We start from the raw sequence: 19,374 nt of genomic DNA on the forward strand, positions 1-19,374 counted from the left end.
GGGTTTTTTTTATGTAATACTGAATTTCAATTCCCTTCTGTATAAAGAGGGTGACCTACCGGTAAATGATTTAAATTGTTTGTTGAAATGACTGAAATTATTAAAGCCGCTTTCAAAGCAAACATCGGTTATACTCATCTGCCTTTCGTGTAATAGCTTTGCCGCATGCGCAAGCCGATACTCATTTACGAACTGAGTGAATGTTTTTCCGGTAATTCTTTTAAAATACCTGCAAAAGGCTGGGTTGGTCATACTTACCATATTGCTGATCTCCTCTAAACTAATAGGTCTTTGGAAATGCACCTTCACATAATTGAAAATGGTATTAAGGCGGTCATTATCCTGCAAATTGGTTTCCAGGAGAAAACCTTCAGCATTTAAAATAGTATAATCTTTAGTGTTTTCGAGGGCATTTAGAACCTGAAGCAAGCCGAGTAATTTCTGGAAAGGATCGAGTCCCTGTAAAGATTCAACATCAGCTCCGATGCTTCGTTTACTATCCCCATGAAAGACAATTCCTTTTTTCGCCCTTTCCAGCAGATTCTGTATTCTGCCCATTTCTGGAGTTTTCAAAAATTCCTGCCCTAGAAAATCATCTTTAAACTGGATAACCGTTTCGCAGTTGTGATTGGTAAGTCCATCGGTAAAAGCACAATGTGGTAACAGGGAGCCTATTAGTAATAGGTCTCCATTCCTATAATAGGAAATATGACTACCTATTTGCCTTTTTCCGCAGCCACCATTTACATATACAAGTTCTATCTCCGGGTGATAGTGCCAGAAAGTTTGCTTGCTGCCTACATTCTTTTTATCATGAGTTCGGTAGGAAAATGAACTGCCAAATCCTGGTTCAATTCTTTCCAGCCTTGGTTTTGAGCTTGCGTTCATAGCATATCATTTAGATATAAAATTACATTTATAGGACAGTTGCAGGTATTACAAAATTAGCATTTATATGTACTGGATTAACCGAAAACGTTTGAAATAGATTTTGAAAGGTTAATAGAGTATATAAATTGGATTATTCTGCGCTACTTTCTGAAGCCTTTTCGGGATAGGTTTACAACAGTTAATCCAAGTACAACCTAAAACTGTAGATTATGAAAAACGCGATCAACAATTTCGTAGTAGCAATGATGTTACTGGTATCATTAAGTAGTTCAGCCACAGACGGCGTAAAGCTTAAAGTTGAGAAACAGAATCTTATCGTAAGCATACAAAAAACTGAAAATGCCTCTGAGCTCAGTCTCTTAAATCAGCGAGGCGAAGTGATTTTCAGAGACCAACTGGATGCGAATGGCGAATTTTCCAAGAAATTTAAATTCGAGTCATTATATGATGGAACTTATTCGCTGGTGCTCAACAAGAAATACAGCAAGTCCACCACGCTTATTACCAAGTCGAATGATCAAATTATGATAGACCCCGCCAATTCCAGATTTGCATTCAAGCCTTGTTTTAAAATAGTGGATGACCAGGTAGTGGTTTACATGCCAAACCTCAACGAATCAAATCTCAGTGTTGAAGTATATGACAGCACGGGAGTTAGAGTAGGGAATTACCAGACCAGGGCTCTAGAACTTAGAAAGGCTTTCGATTTTTCGGGAGTGGAATCTGGGAAATATACCTTCAGAATTAAAACTGCTGAAGATAGTTTTGAAGAAATCATCGAAGTAGGGTAGCGAGTTTAATTCGATTCAAAAATAAAAAACCCGCCGGCTGGCGGGTTTTTTATTTTTAAACTTAATTTATCTAATCCATTTTACGTTTGATCTTATCAATCGCATTCTGAATGGATTTCTCGGGTTCGATAATATTATTATTTCCCCAGAACTGGGCATCGTAGAATCCTGAAACATCATCTACCATTACAATATTTGGCCTTATCAACTCTTGGTTGGTTTTAAACTCTTCTTCAGAATACGGCTGCCAGTCGGTTACCACCATTTCGCTGTTGATCTTATATTTAGAATTGAAAATTTTCTTTTTCCAGTTTACCACATAATCCATCTGCGCTTTGCCATAAGCAAAATGCCACTTTCCATTGTTCTGGGCATAATCAACCTGGTAATTCAATTCGGTTGGATATACTTTTGCACCATTCGGTTTTTTCTTAACGAACATTTCCTGGGCGGCATTCCTGTTATCTACATTAAGATTGTAATCTGCCTTTACAAGAGTAGAAGTTTCAGCGTCAATAAAGAGTTTTCCATAATACCATGGGTCTGACTCATCACGTTCCCTGAAATTTACTACATAGGTGAAACGGTCGTTGATTTTGGCTGGTTCATCGAAACTAAAATCATAACTATCCATCATCCTTGGTCTTAGCACATACTCTGTGTACTTCATCATATCAAGATATAAAGTATTGAAAGGACCGCCTCGTAATTTCAAAGCTAGTGTATCAAGCTTATCATAATCTGTGCTTTTCCTGGCTTTATAGAGTGAAACAAGATCCTTCTTACTGTCATTGTAAGAAGTCTTGTGAATCTTCACGACAGCTTCAGAAAGACTTACGTTGCTCCAGCCTTTTTTGATCGTTTCGCGGTAAAAAGAAGTCATGATACTCTGGTCTGAAAGATAATTTTCATCCTTCCTGTCCAGCATTTCCTGTACAAGCAATCGCGGATTGGTAGCCTGGTAAAGACTCACTTCCGTAAGTTCTTCCATGGTTTCTGAAAGTTCTATTCTGGTGTCTTCAGGTTTAAAATAGTCCAGGGGTAATGTCTTACTTTGAAATCCAAGTACAGAAATGGTCACCGTAGCTTCTGTCATATCTTCTGGAACCTTCAATGAAAATACACCATCGGCGTTTGTAATGGTGGATATGTTGCTATTATTCAGGGAAAGGTATGCTGAAGAAATTGGTCTTCCGGTTCTTTCGTTCACCACTTCACCTTTATATTCATTAAACGCTTTCGTTGAAGGCTGAAAAGCATAAATTTGTAATGATCCTAGAATAAAACTAAGGAAGAATATTAATCGACTTCTTCCTGAAATAGGGTCTAAAAGTTTTGCATTCATCATCATAATATTAAAGTTTACATAAACTTATACAATATAACTATTTAAATACTTATAAAGATGTGAATCCCTCAATAATTGATTTGAACGATTGTTAATCTTTCAAACTGTATATTTTTAAAATTTTGAAAGGCTGCGGTTAAACTCATATTGTAGCAGGAATCCACACATTTTAAGATACTGGGTTCATTAACACCTAAATTTTCAAATGGCATGAAATATGACCATCAGTTCTTCGTTATCAAACGATTTCAAAACCAATTAACTATGTATAGATTATATTTTACCGTTCTATTCGTTTTCTTCGGAAGTATTTCAGCTTCAGCACAACTATATGGTGAAGATCAAAGCGCTTCAGTTACCGAGCAGGTACTAAAAGAATTAAACCGGGAACGTTCCTTATTGAGTCAGAATCTGGAATTCAGAATTAAAGAGATCGATTCAAAGATCAACAATCTGGATGAGAGTATTCGAACATCCAATTCGGCTTCAGAAAAAGTAGAAAAACTGCTGGAGCGGGTTAAGTTTTTAGAGCAAAGACAGGAGGAGATCGATAAAAATACGGTAAGTGTTTATAAATACAATTATAGCTCAGCAGTTTTAAACCTGGCTTCCATGGAGCGTGAAATTAAGCCTCTAAGTCTTTTTAATAGCTCACGCGAATTTTACTCTACACTGGATAAGGTGAGTAATCCTATGAATTATGAAGGTTACCAGCAATGGTTTGGAAAATTTAAGGGTTATATCGAAGAGGAGAAAAAGGAGGATGCCAAACTGGAAGCTTTAAATCATATGTTACAGGTGACAGGAGACCTGGCTAAAGGAACGCCTTTTACAGGAATGTTTGCAGGCAGTCTTATCGATGGAATTAGTCAGTTTGTTGGTTCATTAAACCGAAGGGACAAGGATTTAAGAGAAAAAAGCATAAAAATGCTTAAGCTTACTACCAGTATTTCTCAGTTCACTCATGACAAAGATCTTATCGAAACTGAGTGGGAAGGAATTAATAAAAACCTTAGTGAACTCAAAGAATTGCAACAGGAAGCTATAGACGACAACCTTGTGGAGATTCTCGGAATTTCCCGTAATAGTTTTACTGAAAGGTTTACTAATGAAACTGATGCCAAGAAGAGAACTCAATACATTCTTGATATTTCCAAAATCGCCGAAAACAAGATCGTGGAAGAGCGAAAAATCAATCCGGAAAACTGGAAGCAGGAGTATCATGACCAGATGCTAACGGTGCAGAATTTGAAAATACGATTTGGTATGCTCACCTTCAGAATCCTGGAAAACCTGGAGAAATATGAAAAGTTGATCGCTAAGTATGAAAATGATCCATTTCTAAAAGATGAAATGAAAAACCTGAGATTAAAACTGGATCTTGTAAGAAATAGTTTTGAGAGCACTTTTAATCCGCAGGAATATATAAGGGCTTCCAATGAAATGTATATTGTAGAGTAATTTACGTTAACGTCAATGAAATTAAAAAGCCTGTAAACTACTTACAGGCTTTTTAATCTTTTAGACTGCCAGATAGGATATATGTTATATTCAAATCTAATACCTATCTTTGCAGCCGCAAAAACATAGCATCTAAAATATAGTATATGAAAGCCGGAATTGTAGGACTGCCAAACGTAGGAAAATCAACCCTTTTCAACTGCCTGAGTAACGCTAAAGCTCAAAGCGCTAATTTTCCATTTTGCACTATAGAGCCTAACGTAGGAGTTGTAAATGTTCCGGACCGCAGACTGCTAAAACTGGAAGAGCTGGTAGACCCGGAAAAAGTAATTCCAGCCACTGTTGAGATCGTTGATATAGCCGGTTTGGTAAAAGGCGCCAGCAAAGGTGAAGGACTGGGGAATCAATTTTTGGGTAATATCAGGGAAACCGATGCAATTCTTCATGTTTTAAGATGTTTTGAGGACGATAATATCGTGCACGTAGATGGTTCCATAGATCCTATTAGGGATAAGGAAACCATAGATATGGAATTACAACTGAAAGATCTCGAAACAGCAGAAAAGAAACTTGAAAAAGTTAAGCGTGCTGCCAGAACTGGAAACAAAGAAGCTCAAAAAGAAGAAGCCGCTTTGCTAAAGGTTAAAACTGGACTTGAGGCTGGGAAATCTGTTCGTGCGATAGACCTTACAGAAGATGAGCGTAAAGAGTTCATCGCACCGTTACAATTTATCACAGATAAGCCGGTAATGTATGTTTGTAATGTAGATGAAAGCGCAGCGGTGGATGGAAATGAGCACGTGGAGAAAGTTCGAAAAGCCGTAGCAGAAGAGAACGCGGAAGTTCTAGTGCTTGCAGTTGGAACTGAAGCTGATATTACTGAGCTTGATGATTTTGAAGAAAGACAGATGTTCCTGCAGGATATTGGACTGGAAGAACCAGGTTCTGCTAAACTAATTCGAGGAGCTTACAAATTGCTGGATCTACAAACCTATTTCACAGCTGGAGTAAAAGAAGTACGGGCCTGGACTATCCCGGTTGGATCTTCAGCGCCACAGGCAGCAGGTGTGATCCATACAGATTTTGAAAAAGGATTTATTCGTGCTGAAGTTATAGGTTATGATGAGTATGTTAGCTACGGAAGTGAGGCTAAGGTTAAGGAAGCTGGTAAAATGCGTGTGGAAGGAAAGGATTATATTGTCAAGGATGGTGATGTAATGCACTTTAGATTCAACGTTTAGGACATTATACTGGTTTTCCAACTATCTCGAAAGCTTAATTCTACATTGCTGTTTTAATTAACAGCGTATCCAAAATCTTTGTTAATTACTTTCCTCTGGAACTGTTTCAGTTTTTTGGCTATTACCTTATATTTAGACCGAAACTCCATAAATCCATATGAGCGAAAATACTAAGTACACCGAAGATAATATTCGGTCTCTAGACTGGAAGGAACATATCCGAATGCGACCTGGTATGTATATCGGGAAACTGGGAGATGGCTCCAGCCAGGATGATGGTATTTATATATTGTTAAAAGAAGTCATCGATAACAGTATCGATGAGTTCGTGATGGGTGCAGGAAAGACCATCGAAATCTCTGTACAGAATCAGCGAGTCATCGTTCGTGATTTTGGTAGGGGGATTCCACTGGGTAAGGTAGTGGATGTGGTATCCAAAATGAATACCGGTGGTAAGTATGATAGCAGGGCCTTTAAAAAGTCTGTTGGGTTAAATGGAGTAGGTACAAAAGCAGTAAATGCTTTGTCATCTTATTTTAGGGTGGAGTCCTCGCGAGATGGCAAGAGCCACGCAGCTGAGTTTGCCAAGGGGGAACTTCAGGATGAAGAGCATCTTGAGGAAACATCGCGACGACGAGGAACCAAGATTACTTTTATTCCAGACGAGTTAATTTTCAAGAACTATAAATTCAGGAATGAATATATAGAGAAGATGTTGAAGAACTATGTTTACCTCAATCCGGGTTTAACCATCGTTTTCAACGGAGAGAAATTTTATTCTGAAAATGGTCTGAAAGATCTGCTGGGAGATAGTATCCATGACGATGACATGCTATATCCTATTATTCACCTGCGGGGCGATGACATTGAGGCAGCGATCACCCACAGCAAGACTCAATATAGTGAGGAGTATCACAGTTTTGTAAATGGTCAAAATACATCCCAGGGTGGAACTCACCTGGCAGCCTTTAGGGAAGCGATCGTGAAAACAGTTCGTGAATTTTACGGCAAGAATTATGAAGCCAGTGATATTCGAAAATCTATTGTTAGCGCTATCAGTATCAAAGTGATGGAGCCGGTATTTGAGAGTCAGACGAAAACAAAACTGGGTTCTACAGATATGGGTGGTGAACTGCCTACAGTAAGAACTTATATCAATGATTTCATTAAGAGAAATCTGGATAATTATCTTCACAAGAACCCTGAGACTGCAGAAAACCTGCAGCGAAAGATTTTACAGGCCGAACGTGAACGCAAGGATCTTTCAGGTATTAGAAAGCTGGCAAAGGATAGAGCCAAAAAAGCCAGTCTTCATAATAAAAAATTAAGAGACTGTAGAATTCACCTTGGCGATAGTAAACATGAACGTTGCCTTGAAACAACCCTTTTTATAACCGAGGGCGATTCGGCAAGCGGATCGATTACAAAAAGCAGGGATGTGGTCACTCAGGCAGTTTTCAGTTTAAAGGGAAAACCGCTTAATAGTTACGGACTCACCAAAAAGATCGTCTATGAAAATGAGGAGTTTAATTTGCTACAAGCTGCATTGAACATTGAAGATTCGCTGGAAGATCTACGTTATAATAATATAGTTATTGCAACAGATGCCGATGTTGATGGAATGCATATAAGATTGCTTTTGATTACGTTTTTCCTTCAGTTTTTCCCGGAACTTATAAAAGAAAATCATCTCTACATTCTACAAACCCCATTATTCAGGGTTAGAAATAAAAAAGAGACTATTTACTGTTACAGCGAGATGGAGCGAAAGCAGGCTATGGAAAAGTTGAAAGGCAAGCCTGAAATAACTCGTTTTAAGGGTCTGGGAGAGATTTCGCCAGATGAGTTTGTGCATTTTATTGGAGAAGATATACGCTTGGATCCTGTGATGCTGGATAAGGATAAATCCATAGAAGAAATGCTTAGCTTCTATATGGGTAAGAACACACCAGACAGGCAGGAATTCATTATCGATAATCTTAAAGTTGAACTTGATCTCGTGGACGAACTTGGCATATGAGATTTACCAATAAAAGCGAAGTCAAGATAATCCCATCGATCTATATCGTGCTAGTCGCGGTATTTGTAACCAATCTTTTTGTGAATATCGAGATCATGGCCTCAGATTCTGAACAGGAAATAACCTTTGGTCATTTTCTGCCAAATATGATCACTTTGCTTTTAGGTTTATATGTTCATCGCATTGGACAGGCTTTCGATTTTGATAGTGATGGAGAAACTTTAAACTTCAAAAATAATGGGGTCTTCTTATCGAAATTCATGGAATATCGTGTGAAAAAGGCTGAATTTCCGAAGAGAAAATTAGGGAAGTTTAAATTCTATGATGTCGGGATCTATTCGGCTCTTACGATCTATATCAACTCAAGAAGAAAAAAAGGATACCGGAAGTATACTTTTAATACCACATTTTTAAACCGAAAAAAGAAAAGGGGTTTAGTGGATTCACTGAATAAAGTTCTCGAAAACATCCCCAAAGTGACTGCCTAATGGAAGAAAACCTTGATGGAGCTCAGGATGAGCAATTTGAAAATAAGGAAGAATTAATAAAGGTAACCGGAATGTACAAAGACTGGTTCCTGGATTATGCATCTTATGTAATCCTGGAACGAGCTGTACCGGCGATAGAGGATGGGTTTAAGCCTGTTCAACGCCGTATTATGCATTCCATGAAGGATCTGGACGATGGTCGTTATAACAAAGTAGCGAATATTGTTGGTCATACCATGCAGTATCACCCTCATGGTGATGCCAGTATTGGAGACGCGATGGTGCAAATTGGCCAGAAAGATATTTTAATTGACACGCAGGGTAACTGGGGAAATATTTTAACAGGTGATCGCGCAGCCGCACCGAGGTATATTGAAGCAAGGCTTTCAAAATTTGCATTGGAAGTTTTATTTAGTCCGAAGCTTACAGAATGGCAGTTATCGTACGATGGCAGAAAACAGGAACCGGTCAATCTTCCGGTAAAATTTCCAATGCTTCTGGCTCAGGGAGCTGAAGGAATTGCTGTTGGACTAAGTACAAGATTTCTACCACACAATTTCAATGAACTTATTGATGCCTCGATCAAACATCTTCGAGGGAAAAGCTTCAAATTATTTCCCGATTTTCCAACCGGAGGCATAGCAGATGTCTCAAATTATAATGATGGAAAAAGAGGAGGTCGAGTACGTATACGTGCACGTATCAATCAGCTGGACAAAAATACCCTGGTAATCAACGAAATTCCTTATGGAACCAATACCGGGAGCTTAATAGACTCGATACTCAAAGCGAATGAAAAAGGTAAGATTAAGATAAAAAAGATTGAGGACAATACTGCAGCTGAAGTAGAGATCCTCATTCATCTGCCAAATAATATTTCGCCAGACAGAACTATAGATGCGCTTTATGCATTTACTCAGTGTGAAAATTCATTATCACCGCTAGGATGTGTAATTATTGATCACAAGCCTGTATTTTTAGGAGTTTCGGAAGTATTGAGAAGATCTACAGATCATACGTTGCATCTTCTTAAACGCGAACTTGAAATCAAACTGGATGAACTTCAGGAACAATGGCACTTTGCATCACTGGAGAGAATATTTATAGAAAACCGGATCTATCGTGATATCGAGGAAGAGGAGACCTGGGAAGGAGTAATAAAAGCTATTGATAGCGGACTTCGTCCATTCACTACACATTTGAAACGGGAAGTTACGGAAGAGGATATCGTTAGACTTACCGAAATCAGAATTAAAAGAATTTCCAAGTTTGATATAGATAAAGCACAGCAGAAAATCGATGCGCTTGAAGGTGAGATCGCCGAGGTCAAGCATCATCTTGATAATCTGGTAGACTTTGCCGTAGATTACTTTCAGAAATTAAAGAAAGATTATGGAACAGGCAAAGAACGAAAAACCGAACTCAGGCTATTCGAAGATATAGAGGCTACCAAAGTTGTCATACGCAATACCAAGCTTTATGTGAACAGAGCAGAGGGTTTTGTAGGAACCAGTCTTAAAAAGGATGAATACGTAACCGATTGTTCAGACATTGATGATGTCATTTGCTTCACAGCCGATGGAAAGATGATGGTAACAAAAGTAGATACTAAAACTTTTATCGGAAAGGATATCATACACGTAGCCATATTTAAGAAAAAAGATAAACGTACGATCTATAATATGATCTATCGCGATGGAAAAGGTGGTAATACTTACGTGAAAAGATTCGCAGTTACCTCAGTGACCAGGGATCGGGAGTATGATCTAACACAGGGTAAAAAGGATAGTAAAGTCTTGTATTTCACCGCCAATCCTAATGGAGAAGCTGAAGTAATCACCGTGCTACTTAGACAGGTGGGCAGCATCAGAAAAGTGAAATTCGATGTAGACTTTGCAGATATTTCAATTAAAGGTCGAAACGTAAAAGGAAATATTGTCACCAAATATTCTGTAAAACGTATTGAGCTGAAGGAAGAAGGTGTATCTACCTTAAAGCCTAGAAGAATCTGGTTTGATGAAACGGTCAAACGACTGAATGTAGATGAGCGAGGTGAACTTCTTGGGGAGTTTAAGGGAGAAGACAGGCTGCTAATAGTAACTCAGGACGGCGTGGCAAAAACTATAAAACCTGAATTAACCACGAGATTTGACGAAGAAATGGTCATCCTAGAAAAATGGGTGGTAAACAAACCAATTTCGGCAATCTACTGGGAACCTGAAAAGGAGCGCTATTATGTGAAACGTTTTGTTATTGAGCATCCGGATAAGGAAGAGAAATTTATTAGTGAGCATGAAGATTCTTACCTTGAAATGGTATCAACAGATTATTTCCCGATGGCGGAAATTGTTTATACGAAACCTAAGGGTAAAGAGAGGCGTGAGAATGAACAAATAAATATAGAAGAGTTTATTTCAGTAAAAGGAATTAAGGCTTTAGGGAATCAACTGACTTCGGAAAAGGTTAACCAGATCAATCTTCTGGATCCCATACCTTATGAAGGACAAAAGGAGAATGAAGTAACAGAAGAAACTTCAGAAGATTCCGAAGATAATATTACTGCGGAAGCTATTAAAAATGGGACGATCAAAGCTCCGGAAAAAAAATCTGGAAGCGATGGTCAACCTTCACTATTTGATGAATAATGGGATTATTTAAGGAGTTCAAAGAATTTGCCGTAAAAGGCAACATGATCGATATGGCCGTGGGTATCATTATAGGTACGGCTTTTAATAAGGTTGTGGATGTACTGGTCAAACAGATTATCATGCCACCACTAAGCATGATTACCGATGGCGTAAATTATGCCGACAGAAAGATCATTCTAAAGGAAGGAGTAGGAACCGAGGGTGCTGCAGATTACGTCAATGAAGTTTCTATTGGATATGGACTTCTTATAGAAACACTGGTGGATTTTTTCGTAATTGGCTTTGTTGTCTTTATTGTGGTGAAATTTATGAATCGTTTTCGTAATAAAGCTCAGGATCCTAAAAACAGTAAAGTTGTTACTCCGAAGGATATCGAATTGCTATCCAGCCTTAACGATCTTATGGAAGAACAGAATAAATTATTGCGTGAAAAGCAGTCTTAACTTATTCTGAAACTTTTATAACTTCTCCACGTGCCTTTTGCGTTTCACCAACCTGCCCGTACTCGAACGTGTACCTATCTTCAGAAGTAGTAAGTATTTTCATGTGAATAGGCTTCTGCTCAGCCATATTCTTAGGATTCGTATTTTTAAGAATGTACTCGCAAGGATTAATCCATCTTACAGAACTGGTATCTGTTCTACCCTGAAAAAATTCGATCTCCAGAGAGTCGTTCCTTACAAAGGTGGATTTCTGTAATTCTCCATTGATATAAGTCTCAAATTCAAAAGTTCCTGTTCTAAAATCCGCGCAATTTCTTTTGGCTTCAAAACAAGAGCTTAACATCAGTGATAATACAGCGCTGATTGCAATTATTCTTTTCATACTGCAAGTTACTTCATACCTAAAAGAAAATCAATTTTCGAAAGCTTCAAAGCTGCCGTCTTCATAAAACAATACGATTCTTTTGATTTTTCTTTGAAGAGATTCCAAGTTTTCAACCGGTATTTTTTTCTTTTCAGAAGGACTTGTATTCACGGTTGGATATTTTTGTGGAACATCTTCTTTGATGTCCTTCAATATATTTTCCTTCTCTGCCGAGGTTGGTCTGGGAGGGAAGGTTCCTTTGCCATTCAATAGCCAGTATAGTTCTACTTCAGGAAAATTCTTAACGACTTTCATGACAAAATCCAGACTGGGTTTGTTTCTACCTGATAGAATATGCGAAATGGAAGAGCGTCCTACTTCTATTTTATCTGCAAAGGAAGCAGCTGAAAGGTCATAGTATTCCAGCATTTTTTGTAGTCTGTTTCCAAATTGCTCTGTGTTTACCATTGTAAATTTTCTTTGCTTTAGCGACTGATTACAAATGTAAATATAGGCTTATTTTATATAAATACACATCTGTAAACTCGTCATTTAAAATTAAACAAAAGCTTGAAGTTTGACTATATAAAACGTTGAAATGCAATGTTTAAACCTTCAAACAAGATCATTTAGGATATTTTCCAAGCTGCAAAGAAGTGATCGAACGAAGCCTATTTACAACTGTAAACTAGGAACTCAATTTTTGCGGTTTACAAATGTAAATACTTGATTGTTTAATTTTGTAAACATGAGAAAGGAAAGAAAAATTTGGCTCAGTAATCAGGAGTATGACAGAATAAAGTATAGAAGAGTGTCAGGTCGATATCTTCATAATGATCAGCTTGAAGATTTCATTAGTAAGCATTCCAGTCAATTGAATTTTCAAACCATTGGAACTTCAGTAGAACAAAAGAACATTTATGGACTTCAGATTGGCAACGGTAAAAAACGCGTGCTAATATGGTCGCAGATGCATGGAAACGAATCTACGACGACCAAGGCTGTACTGGATTTCCTGCATTCCGTAGCAATGGAGGGAAATAGCTCTGATGACAGCTCAGTTCTGGATCATCTCACGCTATACATTATTCCAATATTAAATCCAGATGGAGCGGCATACTATACCAGGGTAAACGCAAATGGTATTGACTTAAACAGGGACATGCAGGATCTCTCTCAACCAGAAAGTAGAGTATTGATGGATATTTACAGGGAATTCAAGCCTGATTATTGTTTAAATCTTCATGATCAAAGAACAATCTTTAGTGCAGGACAATCAAGTCGACCTGCAATCCTTTCCTTTCTCACGCCATCCAGTGATAGCAACCGCACTATTACAGATGCTCGTAAAAAGAGTATGGCGTTAATTGCCGGTATGGTTCAGGATCTCGAAGATGAACTAGGCGATGGAATAGGCCGGTATGATGACGGTTTCAATATTAATTGCGCAGGAGATACTTTTCAGGCTCTGCAAACACCAACCATACTTTTTGAAGCGGGACACTACCCCGGGGACTACCGGAGAGATGTGACCAGAAAATATGTATATAAAGCTTTACGCAGTTGTTTATTTCATATCGCTGCCGAGTCCAGTCATTATCATCAGGATTATTTTAAGATCCCTGAGAATGCGAAGCTATTGCGCGATATCATTTTAAAAAATGTAGATATCGGTGGAGTTCAAAAGAATGTTTTAATACAGTTCAAAGAAATTTTAGATATCATGGAAATCCGTTTTGTTCCGGTAATCGAAAAAATCACTCAGAACGCGAACTTTTATGGACATCATGAAATTGATGCAGAAGGTAGAAAAATTGAATTGCTTAATGGAGCTCCGATTTCCGAAAACGTTATAGTTAATAAAATCATCTTAAATGATGAAATTATTGAGCTAAATCCCCAATAAATGTCATTTTAATTAGCAATAATTCAACGATTTTGTATTAATTTTGAATTTCATTAAAAAAAGAAAATTCAAGATGGCTAAGTTTAAATTAGACGACACCGACCACCAGATTCTTGATATGTTGATCGAGAACACCAGAACACCCTTTACTGATATCGCAAAAAAACTGTTGATATCTGCCGGAACTGTTCATGTTCGTGTAAAGAAAATGGAAGAAGCTGGAATTATCATAGGTTCATCTTTAACGCTGGATTACAAAAAACTTGGATATGCTTTTATCGCCTATGTTGGAGTTTTTCTAAAGAACACATCACAAACAAAATTTGTATTGGAAAGAATTAATGAAATTCCATTCGTTACTGTTGCTCATGTAACTACAGGTAAATTCAATGTCTTTTGTAAAATTCGAGCCAAAAATACTCAACACGCCAAGGAGATCATTTTCCAGCTTGATGACATCGAAGGCGTTTACAGAACCGAAACGATGATCTCTCTGGAAGAAAGCATCAATGATAAAAAACGTTTAATGCATTCCATTTTCAAAGAGATGTAATTAATATTAAACTTTTAATAAAGACCCTCTAAGCCTAGCTGTTTAGAGGGTTTTTTTATACTTTTAAATCAGTTGAAAAATAAATTTAATTATGAATAGAGAACCTCGTTTAGATAGATTTAATGACAATGTGCTGGCAAAATACCAGGTCTACAATAGTATCTTCCTTACCTTACCATATGATGAGATAGAAAAGACCGGAGCGCTGTTACCACTTTTTCAGGAACTCTGCGAACGCGGTTTTTCCGAAAATAAGAATCCGTCTGAAATTGTATCACAATTTTTTCAACGTTATGGCGAAACACCAACGGAAGATGAACGTAACGATTTGCTTTTTCGTTTCATTCAGTATATAGAACGGCAGGTTGTATTATTCGATGCCATCGAAGATGCTTCCTTTCCGGTAGTGAACAACATGGACGGCCGTGGTACTTTAAGAAGTGTAAAGGAAGAAGCAGAGGCGAAGCAGAAAACAGAGCAGTTAAAGGAATACTTGAAGAGATTCAATGTAAGACCTACATTAACAGCGCATCCAACACAATTTTATCCTGGTGCGGTCTTAGGGATTATAACAGATTTGGACAAGGCAATTCAAAAAAATGACCTTGTTCGCATCAAGCAATTGTTAGCTCAACTTGGTAAGACTCCATTCTTTAATAAAGAAAAACCAACGCCATATGATGAGGCCGTAAGCCTGATTTGGTATTTTGAAAATGTATTTTATCAAAGTGCGAGTAAAATTCACAATTATATCCAGCAGAATATTTTCGATGGAGAAAATGTGGAAAACCAGGTAATAAGTCTTGGATTCTGGCCTGGAGGTGACAGAGATGGAAATCCATTTGTGACTACTGAAATTACATTGCGGGTTGCACGTAGATTACGCCGTACCATTCTTTTAAACTATTACCGTGATATACGTAAATTGAAAAGAAGACTTACCTTCAGAGAGATCAATGAGATCATGGCAGAAATTGAAAAGGCGCTGTATGATTCTGCGGTGACAAATTCAGATACCCTTCATATATCTTTAGAGCAATTACTGAATAAGCTCGAAACTGCAAGAAGTATCCTGGTGGACAAGCACCAGTCATTGTATCTGGAAGAACTGGATGACATGATCAACAAAGTAAAGCTTTTCGGCTTTCATTTTGCCACACTGGATATCAGGCAGGACAGTTCAAAACACGAAGAAGTATTTGCAGATCTAATGAAGTTTAAACCAGACCTGGTTCCGGCCAATTTTGAGAGTCTTTCGGAAGAAGAGAAGATTGCTCTAATGACTACGACAAATGCCCAGCTAAATCCTGATGAATTTGAAGAGGGAATGACCAGATCAACATTGTCTTCAATTTATGCGATGAAGGAAATTCAGGAAAAGAACGGAGAGCAGGGAGCGAATCGCTATATTATTAGTAACTGCGGAAGTGTGGAAGGGGTATTGCAGCCCTATTTATACATGAATTTGTGTGGCTGGAATAACCCCAGCGTAGACGTAATTCCATTATTTGAAACAGTGCCAGATCTAAGGGAGGCACATCACGTTATGGGGACATTATACAGGAATCCGGTGTATAAGGAACATCTTGAAAGACGTGGGAATAAACAAACGATCATGTTAGGTTTTAGCGATGGAACCAAAGACGGTGGCTATTTAATGGCGAACTGGAGTATTTATAAAGCCAAAGAAGAACTTACCAGAATATCCAGAGAATATGGAATCAAAGTGGTCTTTTTTGATGGACGTGGTGGACCACCAGCGAGAGGAGGCGGTAAAACTCACCAATTCTATGCTTCCTTAGGACCAACGATTGAAAATGAAGAAATACATCTAACAGTCCAGGGGCAAACGATTAGCTCTAATTTTGGAACAAAAGACAGTTGTACATATAACCTCGAACAACTGCTAAGTTCAGGTGTTTCAAATGAAATATTTAGCGAAGGTAAAAATAAACTGAATGATCAGGATCGCAATACAATGACCGAGCTGGCTGAAATTAGCTACAAAACGTATACAGATTTCAAACAACATCCTCGATTTATTCCATACCTGGAAAAAATGAGTACGCTCAAATACTATGCGAAAACCAATATCGGGAGCCGACCAAGCAAGCGTAATAAATCTGCAGAACTTAATTTATCAGATTTGAGAGCAATTCCATTTGTGGGAAGCTGGAGCCAGCTTAAGCAAAACGTACCTGGATTTTTTGGAGTAGGAACTGCCATGGAAGAATTAGACAAACAGGGTAGGTTTAACGAAGTACAGGAACTTTATAACAATTCTGAGTTCTTTAAGACCTTGCTCGAAAATAGTATGATGAGTTTAACGAAATCATTTTTTCCGTTAACGGCTTACATGAAAGAAGATGAAGAGTTTGGAGAATTCTGGACACTAATTCATGATGAGTTTGAACGTTCCAAAAGAATGCTGTTGAAAGTTACTGGTTATAACAGCTTGATGCAAAATCAGCCAGCAGGTAAGGCGTCTATACAGGCGCGTGAACGAATTGTACTGCCATTGCTTACTATTCAGCAGCATGCCTTAAGAATGGTGCAAGAGCTGAGCAAAAACCCGGAAGCTAATCAGGAGGCGCTTGAAGTTTATGAAAAAATGGTAACACGCTCGTTATATGGCAATATTAACGCTAGCAGAAATTCAGCTTAATGCAAAAATCTGAGCTTACTAAGGGTGAAATTGGTGAATTTTATAGAGGTTATATCGATAGATTGAAACCTGAAGCGGAATTAGTTCCAAGTTTGGAACAAAATTCAACGGAATTCTTACAATTTCTGGAAACAATTCCGGAGGAGAAATGGGAGTTTCGATATGCTGAAGGGAAGTGGACTTTAAAAGAAATGATACAGCATATCATAGATACTGAAAGAATTTTCCAATTCCGAGCACTTGCTATTGCGCGTAACGAACCACAACCATTACCTGGTTTTGATCATGATATTTATGTTTTGAATAGCCGTGCCGAACACAGAGCGAAAGCCGAACTAATCAAGGAATATCAGATTGTAAGAGAAGCCGGAGTTATTCTCTTCAAGTCCATGACCCCAGATATGCTCAGGGTTAGCGGGGTTATGAATGACCTGAATGCAACACCAAGAGCCTTAGGATTTATGATGGTAGGTCACGTAATGCATCATATGGAGGTGATCAAAGAGAAATATCTTTAATGTTTAACAAGATTAAAGTCTTCGGTAAGCTTCTTAAGAAGACTTATATAAGCTGGGATAAGAATGAACCATACGCCAAGAGTGCTACCATTGCTTATTATGCGTTATTCTCATTACCTTCTTTATTAATCATTGTAGTAAGTATTGCGGGATATTTCTTCGGAAGGGAGGCGGTGCAGGGCAGGCTGACAGGTGAAATTGGAGAGTTTATTGGAACCGAAGCTTCCAAGGCCATTGAGGGCATGATAGAAAATGCTGCTCTATCCCAGGATTCCACACTGGCTATTATTTTTGGTTTGGCAATGCTGATCTTTGGTGCGACCGGAGTTTTTTTTCAGCTTAAAATTGCTATGAATAATATATGGAACGTGGCAGCCAGGAATACCAATTTTCTACGCATGGTTCTGGATCGTGTAATATCCCTGGGTATGGTCGTCGTTATCGGGTTGTTACTACTTATAGCCCTGGTAGTTTCGACAATCTTGAAACTGATTACTGAAACTATGCAGCAGCTTATACCTGATATTACGCAGGTAGCAATGTACATACTTAATTATGCGCTTACGTTCTTTTTTATTACCACACTGTTTGCGATGATCTTTAAGCTTTTACCTGATATCAAGATCAGACTCAAAACCACTTACACAGGCGCCGCTTTAACTACCGCACTCTTTATAATCGGCGAAACATTGATTAGCATTTATTTTGGTCAGAGTGATCCAGCGTCGGTTTACGGAGGTGCTTCATCTGTAGTGCTAATCCTGCTTTGGGTATACTATACCTGTTTGATCCTCTTCTTCGGTGCTGAATTTACCGTACAATATGCGCTTCTGAAGAAAGAAAAGGTGGAGCCCAATCGTTTTGGTGAACCAGCCATCTACCAGGAAATGAAAAAGCTTGAACAGAGGAAGGTTCAGCTGAAGGAAGAAAAATATATCGTGGACCGTTTGAAGTCTTACCTGGATACCGATAAGGATACAGGGAATCCTTAGTTTTTAAATATTCTTAACTGTTGACCCCTTAGTTTTAATAGCCTCTTAATACAGAAGCAACTATCCTAATAGTATCTTTGAATAACTAAAAAAAGAAAAATTATGGATAAGAGAATTGCAATTTTAGCAACAGATGGATTTGAGGAAGTAGAACTTACATCACCAAAAGAGGCGATGGAAAAAGAAGGTTTTAAAGTAGAGGTTGTAAGCTTAAAATCTGGAAAAATTAAATCTTGGGATGGAGATAACTGGGGAAAAGATTTTGAAGTAGATAAAACCCTGGATGAGGTCTCAGCAAAAGACTATCACGCATTAGTGCTACCAGGAGGAGTTATCAATCCTGATAACCTAAGAAGAGATGAGAATGCTTTAATCTTTGTGAGAGACTTTTTTAAGCAAAGCAAACCTGTATGCGCAATATGCCATGCTCCCTGGACATTAATTAGCGCAGATGTGGTAGAAGGCAGAACAATGACTTCTTTCAGCAGTGTGCGTAAAGATCTTGAGAACGCAGGAGCACTTTGGGTAGACCAGGAAGTCGTGGTAGATGAGGCATTAGTAACTAGTAGAAATCCTGATGATTTACCAGCATTCAACGCGAAAGTCATTGAAGAAATCAAAGAAGGTAAGCACGATTTGCAACACGCATAATCTACATTATATAGTATACAAAGTAAAAGGGACGCAATTGCGTCCCTTTTATATTTAATTATTTGTCTTCGTCCTCTTCGATATCATCCTTCTCAGGAATATCTACGATTGGATCATTATATTCTGAGTCATCATAATCATCTTCGTCGAAGTTAGCCATGGTGCTTTCTAGTCTTGTACTTACCTTAACAAGGTAAATCGTATCTTCCGTTTTCACTTCAACGGCTTCAACAGTCTCGTTTTTAGCATTCTTGAAAGCGATAACCTGGTCATCATCATATCCATCAGGATATTTCTCCACAAGAAGTCCAAGAATTTCAGGAGTAAGCTTTTTATAGTCTACAATTATCCTTTTCATAGTGTGATTGGTTTATGCAAGTATAAATAAAATATC

The 19,374-nt window shown here is 38.1% G+C and carries 18 protein-coding genes; 13 read left to right on the top strand and 5 right to left on the bottom strand.

The features are described from left to right. Nucleotides 1–9: 9 nt before the first annotated feature. Nucleotides 10–888 (bottom strand): AraC family transcriptional regulator, encoded by an 879-nt coding sequence (locus tag G529_RS0113900; protein WP_026916105.1) that lies wholly within the window; start codon nt 886–888, stop codon nt 10–12. A 212-nt stretch (nt 889–1,100) separates the two neighbouring features. Between G529_RS0113900 and G529_RS0113905 the strand changes: the two genes are divergently transcribed. Further along, on the top strand, nt 1,101–1,682 hold the full coding sequence (locus tag G529_RS0113905; protein ID WP_026916106.1) for a T9SS type A sorting domain-containing protein: 582 nt from the start codon (nt 1,101–1,103) through the stop codon (nt 1,680–1,682). A 70-nt stretch (nt 1,683–1,752) separates the two neighbouring features. Here the strand turns inward: G529_RS0113905 and G529_RS0113910 are convergent, their stop codons facing one another. After that, nucleotides 1,753–3,033, bottom strand: coding sequence for a carboxypeptidase-like regulatory domain-containing protein (locus tag G529_RS0113910; protein WP_245566935.1), 1,281 nt, complete (start codon nt 3,031–3,033; stop codon nt 1,753–1,755). A 261-nt stretch (nt 3,034–3,294) separates the two neighbouring features. Here G529_RS0113910 and G529_RS0113920 point away from each other — a divergent pair, with 261 nt between their 5' ends. The 6 genes from G529_RS0113920 (at nt 3,295) to mscL (ending at nt 11,331) form a co-directional block, all read left to right on the top strand. After that, entirely contained in the window at nt 3,295–4,491 is a 1,197-nt protein-coding gene (locus G529_RS0113920) for a coiled-coil domain-containing protein (RefSeq protein WP_026916108.1), read from the top strand. Nucleotides 4,492–4,637: 146 nt separating this feature from the next. Further along, nucleotides 4,638–5,732 (top strand): redox-regulated ATPase YchF, encoded by a 1,095-nt coding sequence (ychF, locus tag G529_RS0113925; RefSeq protein ID WP_026916109.1) that lies wholly within the window; start codon nt 4,638–4,640, stop codon nt 5,730–5,732. A 157-nt stretch (nt 5,733–5,889) separates the two neighbouring features. Next, nucleotides 5,890–7,752 carry a DNA topoisomerase IV subunit B gene (locus G529_RS0113935; RefSeq protein WP_026916110.1) on the top strand — a complete coding sequence of 621 codons (1,863 nt, stop codon included), beginning with the start codon at nt 5,890–5,892 and terminating at the stop codon, nt 7,750–7,752. Continuing rightward, a complete protein-coding gene (locus G529_RS0113940; RefSeq protein ID WP_026916111.1) occupies nt 7,749–8,240 on the top strand; it encodes a hypothetical protein in 492 nt (163 codons plus the stop codon). The genes G529_RS0113935 and G529_RS0113940 overlap by 4 nt, the downstream gene beginning before the upstream one ends. Continuing rightward, nucleotides 8,240–10,885, top strand: coding sequence for a DNA gyrase/topoisomerase IV subunit A (locus tag G529_RS0113945; RefSeq protein ID WP_026916112.1), 2,646 nt, complete (start codon nt 8,240–8,242; stop codon nt 10,883–10,885). The genes G529_RS0113940 and G529_RS0113945 overlap by 1 nt, the downstream gene beginning before the upstream one ends. Beyond that, nucleotides 10,885–11,331 carry a large conductance mechanosensitive channel protein MscL gene (mscL, locus tag G529_RS0113950; protein WP_026916113.1) on the top strand — a complete coding sequence of 149 codons (447 nt, stop codon included), beginning with the start codon at nt 10,885–10,887 and terminating at the stop codon, nt 11,329–11,331. Before G529_RS0113945 ends, mscL begins: the two co-directional genes overlap by 1 nt. A 1-nt stretch (nt 11,332) precedes the next feature. Here mscL and G529_RS0113955 read toward each other — a convergent pair whose 3' ends face one another. Further along, complete coding sequence (locus G529_RS0113955; RefSeq protein WP_026916114.1) at nt 11,333–11,713, bottom strand: hypothetical protein; 381 nt, start codon at nt 11,711–11,713, stop codon at nt 11,333–11,335. Nucleotides 11,714–11,743: 30 nt separating this feature from the next. Further along, nucleotides 11,744–12,163, bottom strand: a complete 420-nt coding sequence (locus G529_RS0113960; RefSeq protein ID WP_026916115.1) for a helix-turn-helix transcriptional regulator — start codon at nt 12,161–12,163, stop codon at nt 11,744–11,746. 280 nt (nt 12,164–12,443) lie between these two features. Between G529_RS0113960 and G529_RS0113965 the strand changes: the two genes are divergently transcribed. The 6 genes from G529_RS0113965 to G529_RS0113990 all read left to right on the top strand — a co-directional run bounded on the left by G529_RS0113965 (nt 12,444) and on the right by G529_RS0113990 (nt 18,980). Next, nucleotides 12,444–13,601 carry a DUF2817 domain-containing protein gene (locus tag G529_RS0113965; RefSeq protein WP_051201464.1) on the top strand — a complete coding sequence of 386 codons (1,158 nt, stop codon included), beginning with the start codon at nt 12,444–12,446 and terminating at the stop codon, nt 13,599–13,601. Between the two features lie 73 nt (nt 13,602–13,674). Beyond that, nucleotides 13,675–14,154: an Lrp/AsnC family transcriptional regulator gene (locus G529_RS0113970; protein WP_026916117.1), complete on the top strand. Its 480-nt coding sequence runs from the start codon at nt 13,675–13,677 to the stop codon at nt 14,152–14,154. 91 nt (nt 14,155–14,245) lie between these two features. Next, nucleotides 14,246–16,819, top strand: a complete 2,574-nt coding sequence (locus G529_RS0113975) for a phosphoenolpyruvate carboxylase (RefSeq protein WP_026916118.1) — start codon at nt 14,246–14,248, stop codon at nt 16,817–16,819. After that, complete coding sequence (locus G529_RS0113980) at nt 16,819–17,337, top strand: DinB family protein (protein ID WP_026916119.1); 519 nt, start codon at nt 16,819–16,821, stop codon at nt 17,335–17,337. Before G529_RS0113975 ends, G529_RS0113980 begins: the two co-directional genes overlap by 1 nt. Then, nucleotides 17,337–18,329 (top strand): YihY/virulence factor BrkB family protein, encoded by a 993-nt coding sequence (locus G529_RS0113985; protein ID WP_026916120.1) that lies wholly within the window; start codon nt 17,337–17,339, stop codon nt 18,327–18,329. The genes G529_RS0113980 and G529_RS0113985 overlap by 1 nt, the downstream gene beginning before the upstream one ends. 102 nt (nt 18,330–18,431) lie before the next feature. Beyond that, nucleotides 18,432–18,980: a type 1 glutamine amidotransferase domain-containing protein gene (locus tag G529_RS0113990; RefSeq protein WP_026916121.1), complete on the top strand. Its 549-nt coding sequence runs from the start codon at nt 18,432–18,434 to the stop codon at nt 18,978–18,980. A 58-nt stretch (nt 18,981–19,038) separates the two neighbouring features. Here the strand turns inward: G529_RS0113990 and G529_RS0113995 are convergent, their stop codons facing one another. Next, complete coding sequence (locus tag G529_RS0113995) at nt 19,039–19,338, bottom strand: hypothetical protein (RefSeq protein WP_026916122.1); 300 nt, start codon at nt 19,336–19,338, stop codon at nt 19,039–19,041. Nucleotides 19,339–19,374 lie beyond the last annotated feature (36 nt).

The sequence above is a fragment of the Christiangramia portivictoriae DSM 23547 genome, assembly GCF_000423045.1.
Taxonomy (GTDB): domain Bacteria; phylum Bacteroidota; class Bacteroidia; order Flavobacteriales; family Flavobacteriaceae; genus Christiangramia; species Christiangramia portivictoriae.

Coding starts and splice junctions, on each gene's coding strand:
- G529_RS0113900 (WP_026916105.1), bottom strand. CDS start 888: ATGAACGCAAGCTCAAAACCAAGGCTGGAAAGAATTGAACCAGGATTT.
- G529_RS0113905 (WP_026916106.1), top strand. CDS start 1,101: ATGAAAAACGCGATCAACAATTTCGTAGTAGCAATGATGTTACTGGTA.
- G529_RS0113910 (WP_245566935.1), bottom strand. CDS start 3,033: ATGATGATGAATGCAAAACTTTTAGACCCTATTTCAGGAAGAAGTCGA.
- G529_RS0113920 (WP_026916108.1), top strand. CDS start 3,295: ATGTATAGATTATATTTTACCGTTCTATTCGTTTTCTTCGGAAGTATT.
- ychF (WP_026916109.1), top strand. CDS start 4,638: ATGAAAGCCGGAATTGTAGGACTGCCAAACGTAGGAAAATCAACCCTT.
- G529_RS0113935 (WP_026916110.1), top strand. CDS start 5,890: ATGAGCGAAAATACTAAGTACACCGAAGATAATATTCGGTCTCTAGAC.
- G529_RS0113940 (WP_026916111.1), top strand. CDS start 7,749: ATGAGATTTACCAATAAAAGCGAAGTCAAGATAATCCCATCGATCTAT.
- G529_RS0113945 (WP_026916112.1), top strand. CDS start 8,240: ATGGAAGAAAACCTTGATGGAGCTCAGGATGAGCAATTTGAAAATAAG.
- mscL (WP_026916113.1), top strand. CDS start 10,885: ATGGGATTATTTAAGGAGTTCAAAGAATTTGCCGTAAAAGGCAACATG.
- G529_RS0113955 (WP_026916114.1), bottom strand. CDS start 11,713: ATGAAAAGAATAATTGCAATCAGCGCTGTATTATCACTGATGTTAAGC.
- G529_RS0113960 (WP_026916115.1), bottom strand. CDS start 12,163: ATGGTAAACACAGAGCAATTTGGAAACAGACTACAAAAAATGCTGGAA.
- G529_RS0113965 (WP_051201464.1), top strand. CDS start 12,444: ATGAGAAAGGAAAGAAAAATTTGGCTCAGTAATCAGGAGTATGACAGA.
- G529_RS0113970 (WP_026916117.1), top strand. CDS start 13,675: ATGGCTAAGTTTAAATTAGACGACACCGACCACCAGATTCTTGATATG.
- G529_RS0113975 (WP_026916118.1), top strand. CDS start 14,246: ATGAATAGAGAACCTCGTTTAGATAGATTTAATGACAATGTGCTGGCA.
- G529_RS0113980 (WP_026916119.1), top strand. CDS start 16,819: ATGCAAAAATCTGAGCTTACTAAGGGTGAAATTGGTGAATTTTATAGA.
- G529_RS0113985 (WP_026916120.1), top strand. CDS start 17,337: ATGTTTAACAAGATTAAAGTCTTCGGTAAGCTTCTTAAGAAGACTTAT.
- G529_RS0113990 (WP_026916121.1), top strand. CDS start 18,432: ATGGATAAGAGAATTGCAATTTTAGCAACAGATGGATTTGAGGAAGTA.
- G529_RS0113995 (WP_026916122.1), bottom strand. CDS start 19,338: ATGAAAAGGATAATTGTAGACTATAAAAAGCTTACTCCTGAAATTCTT.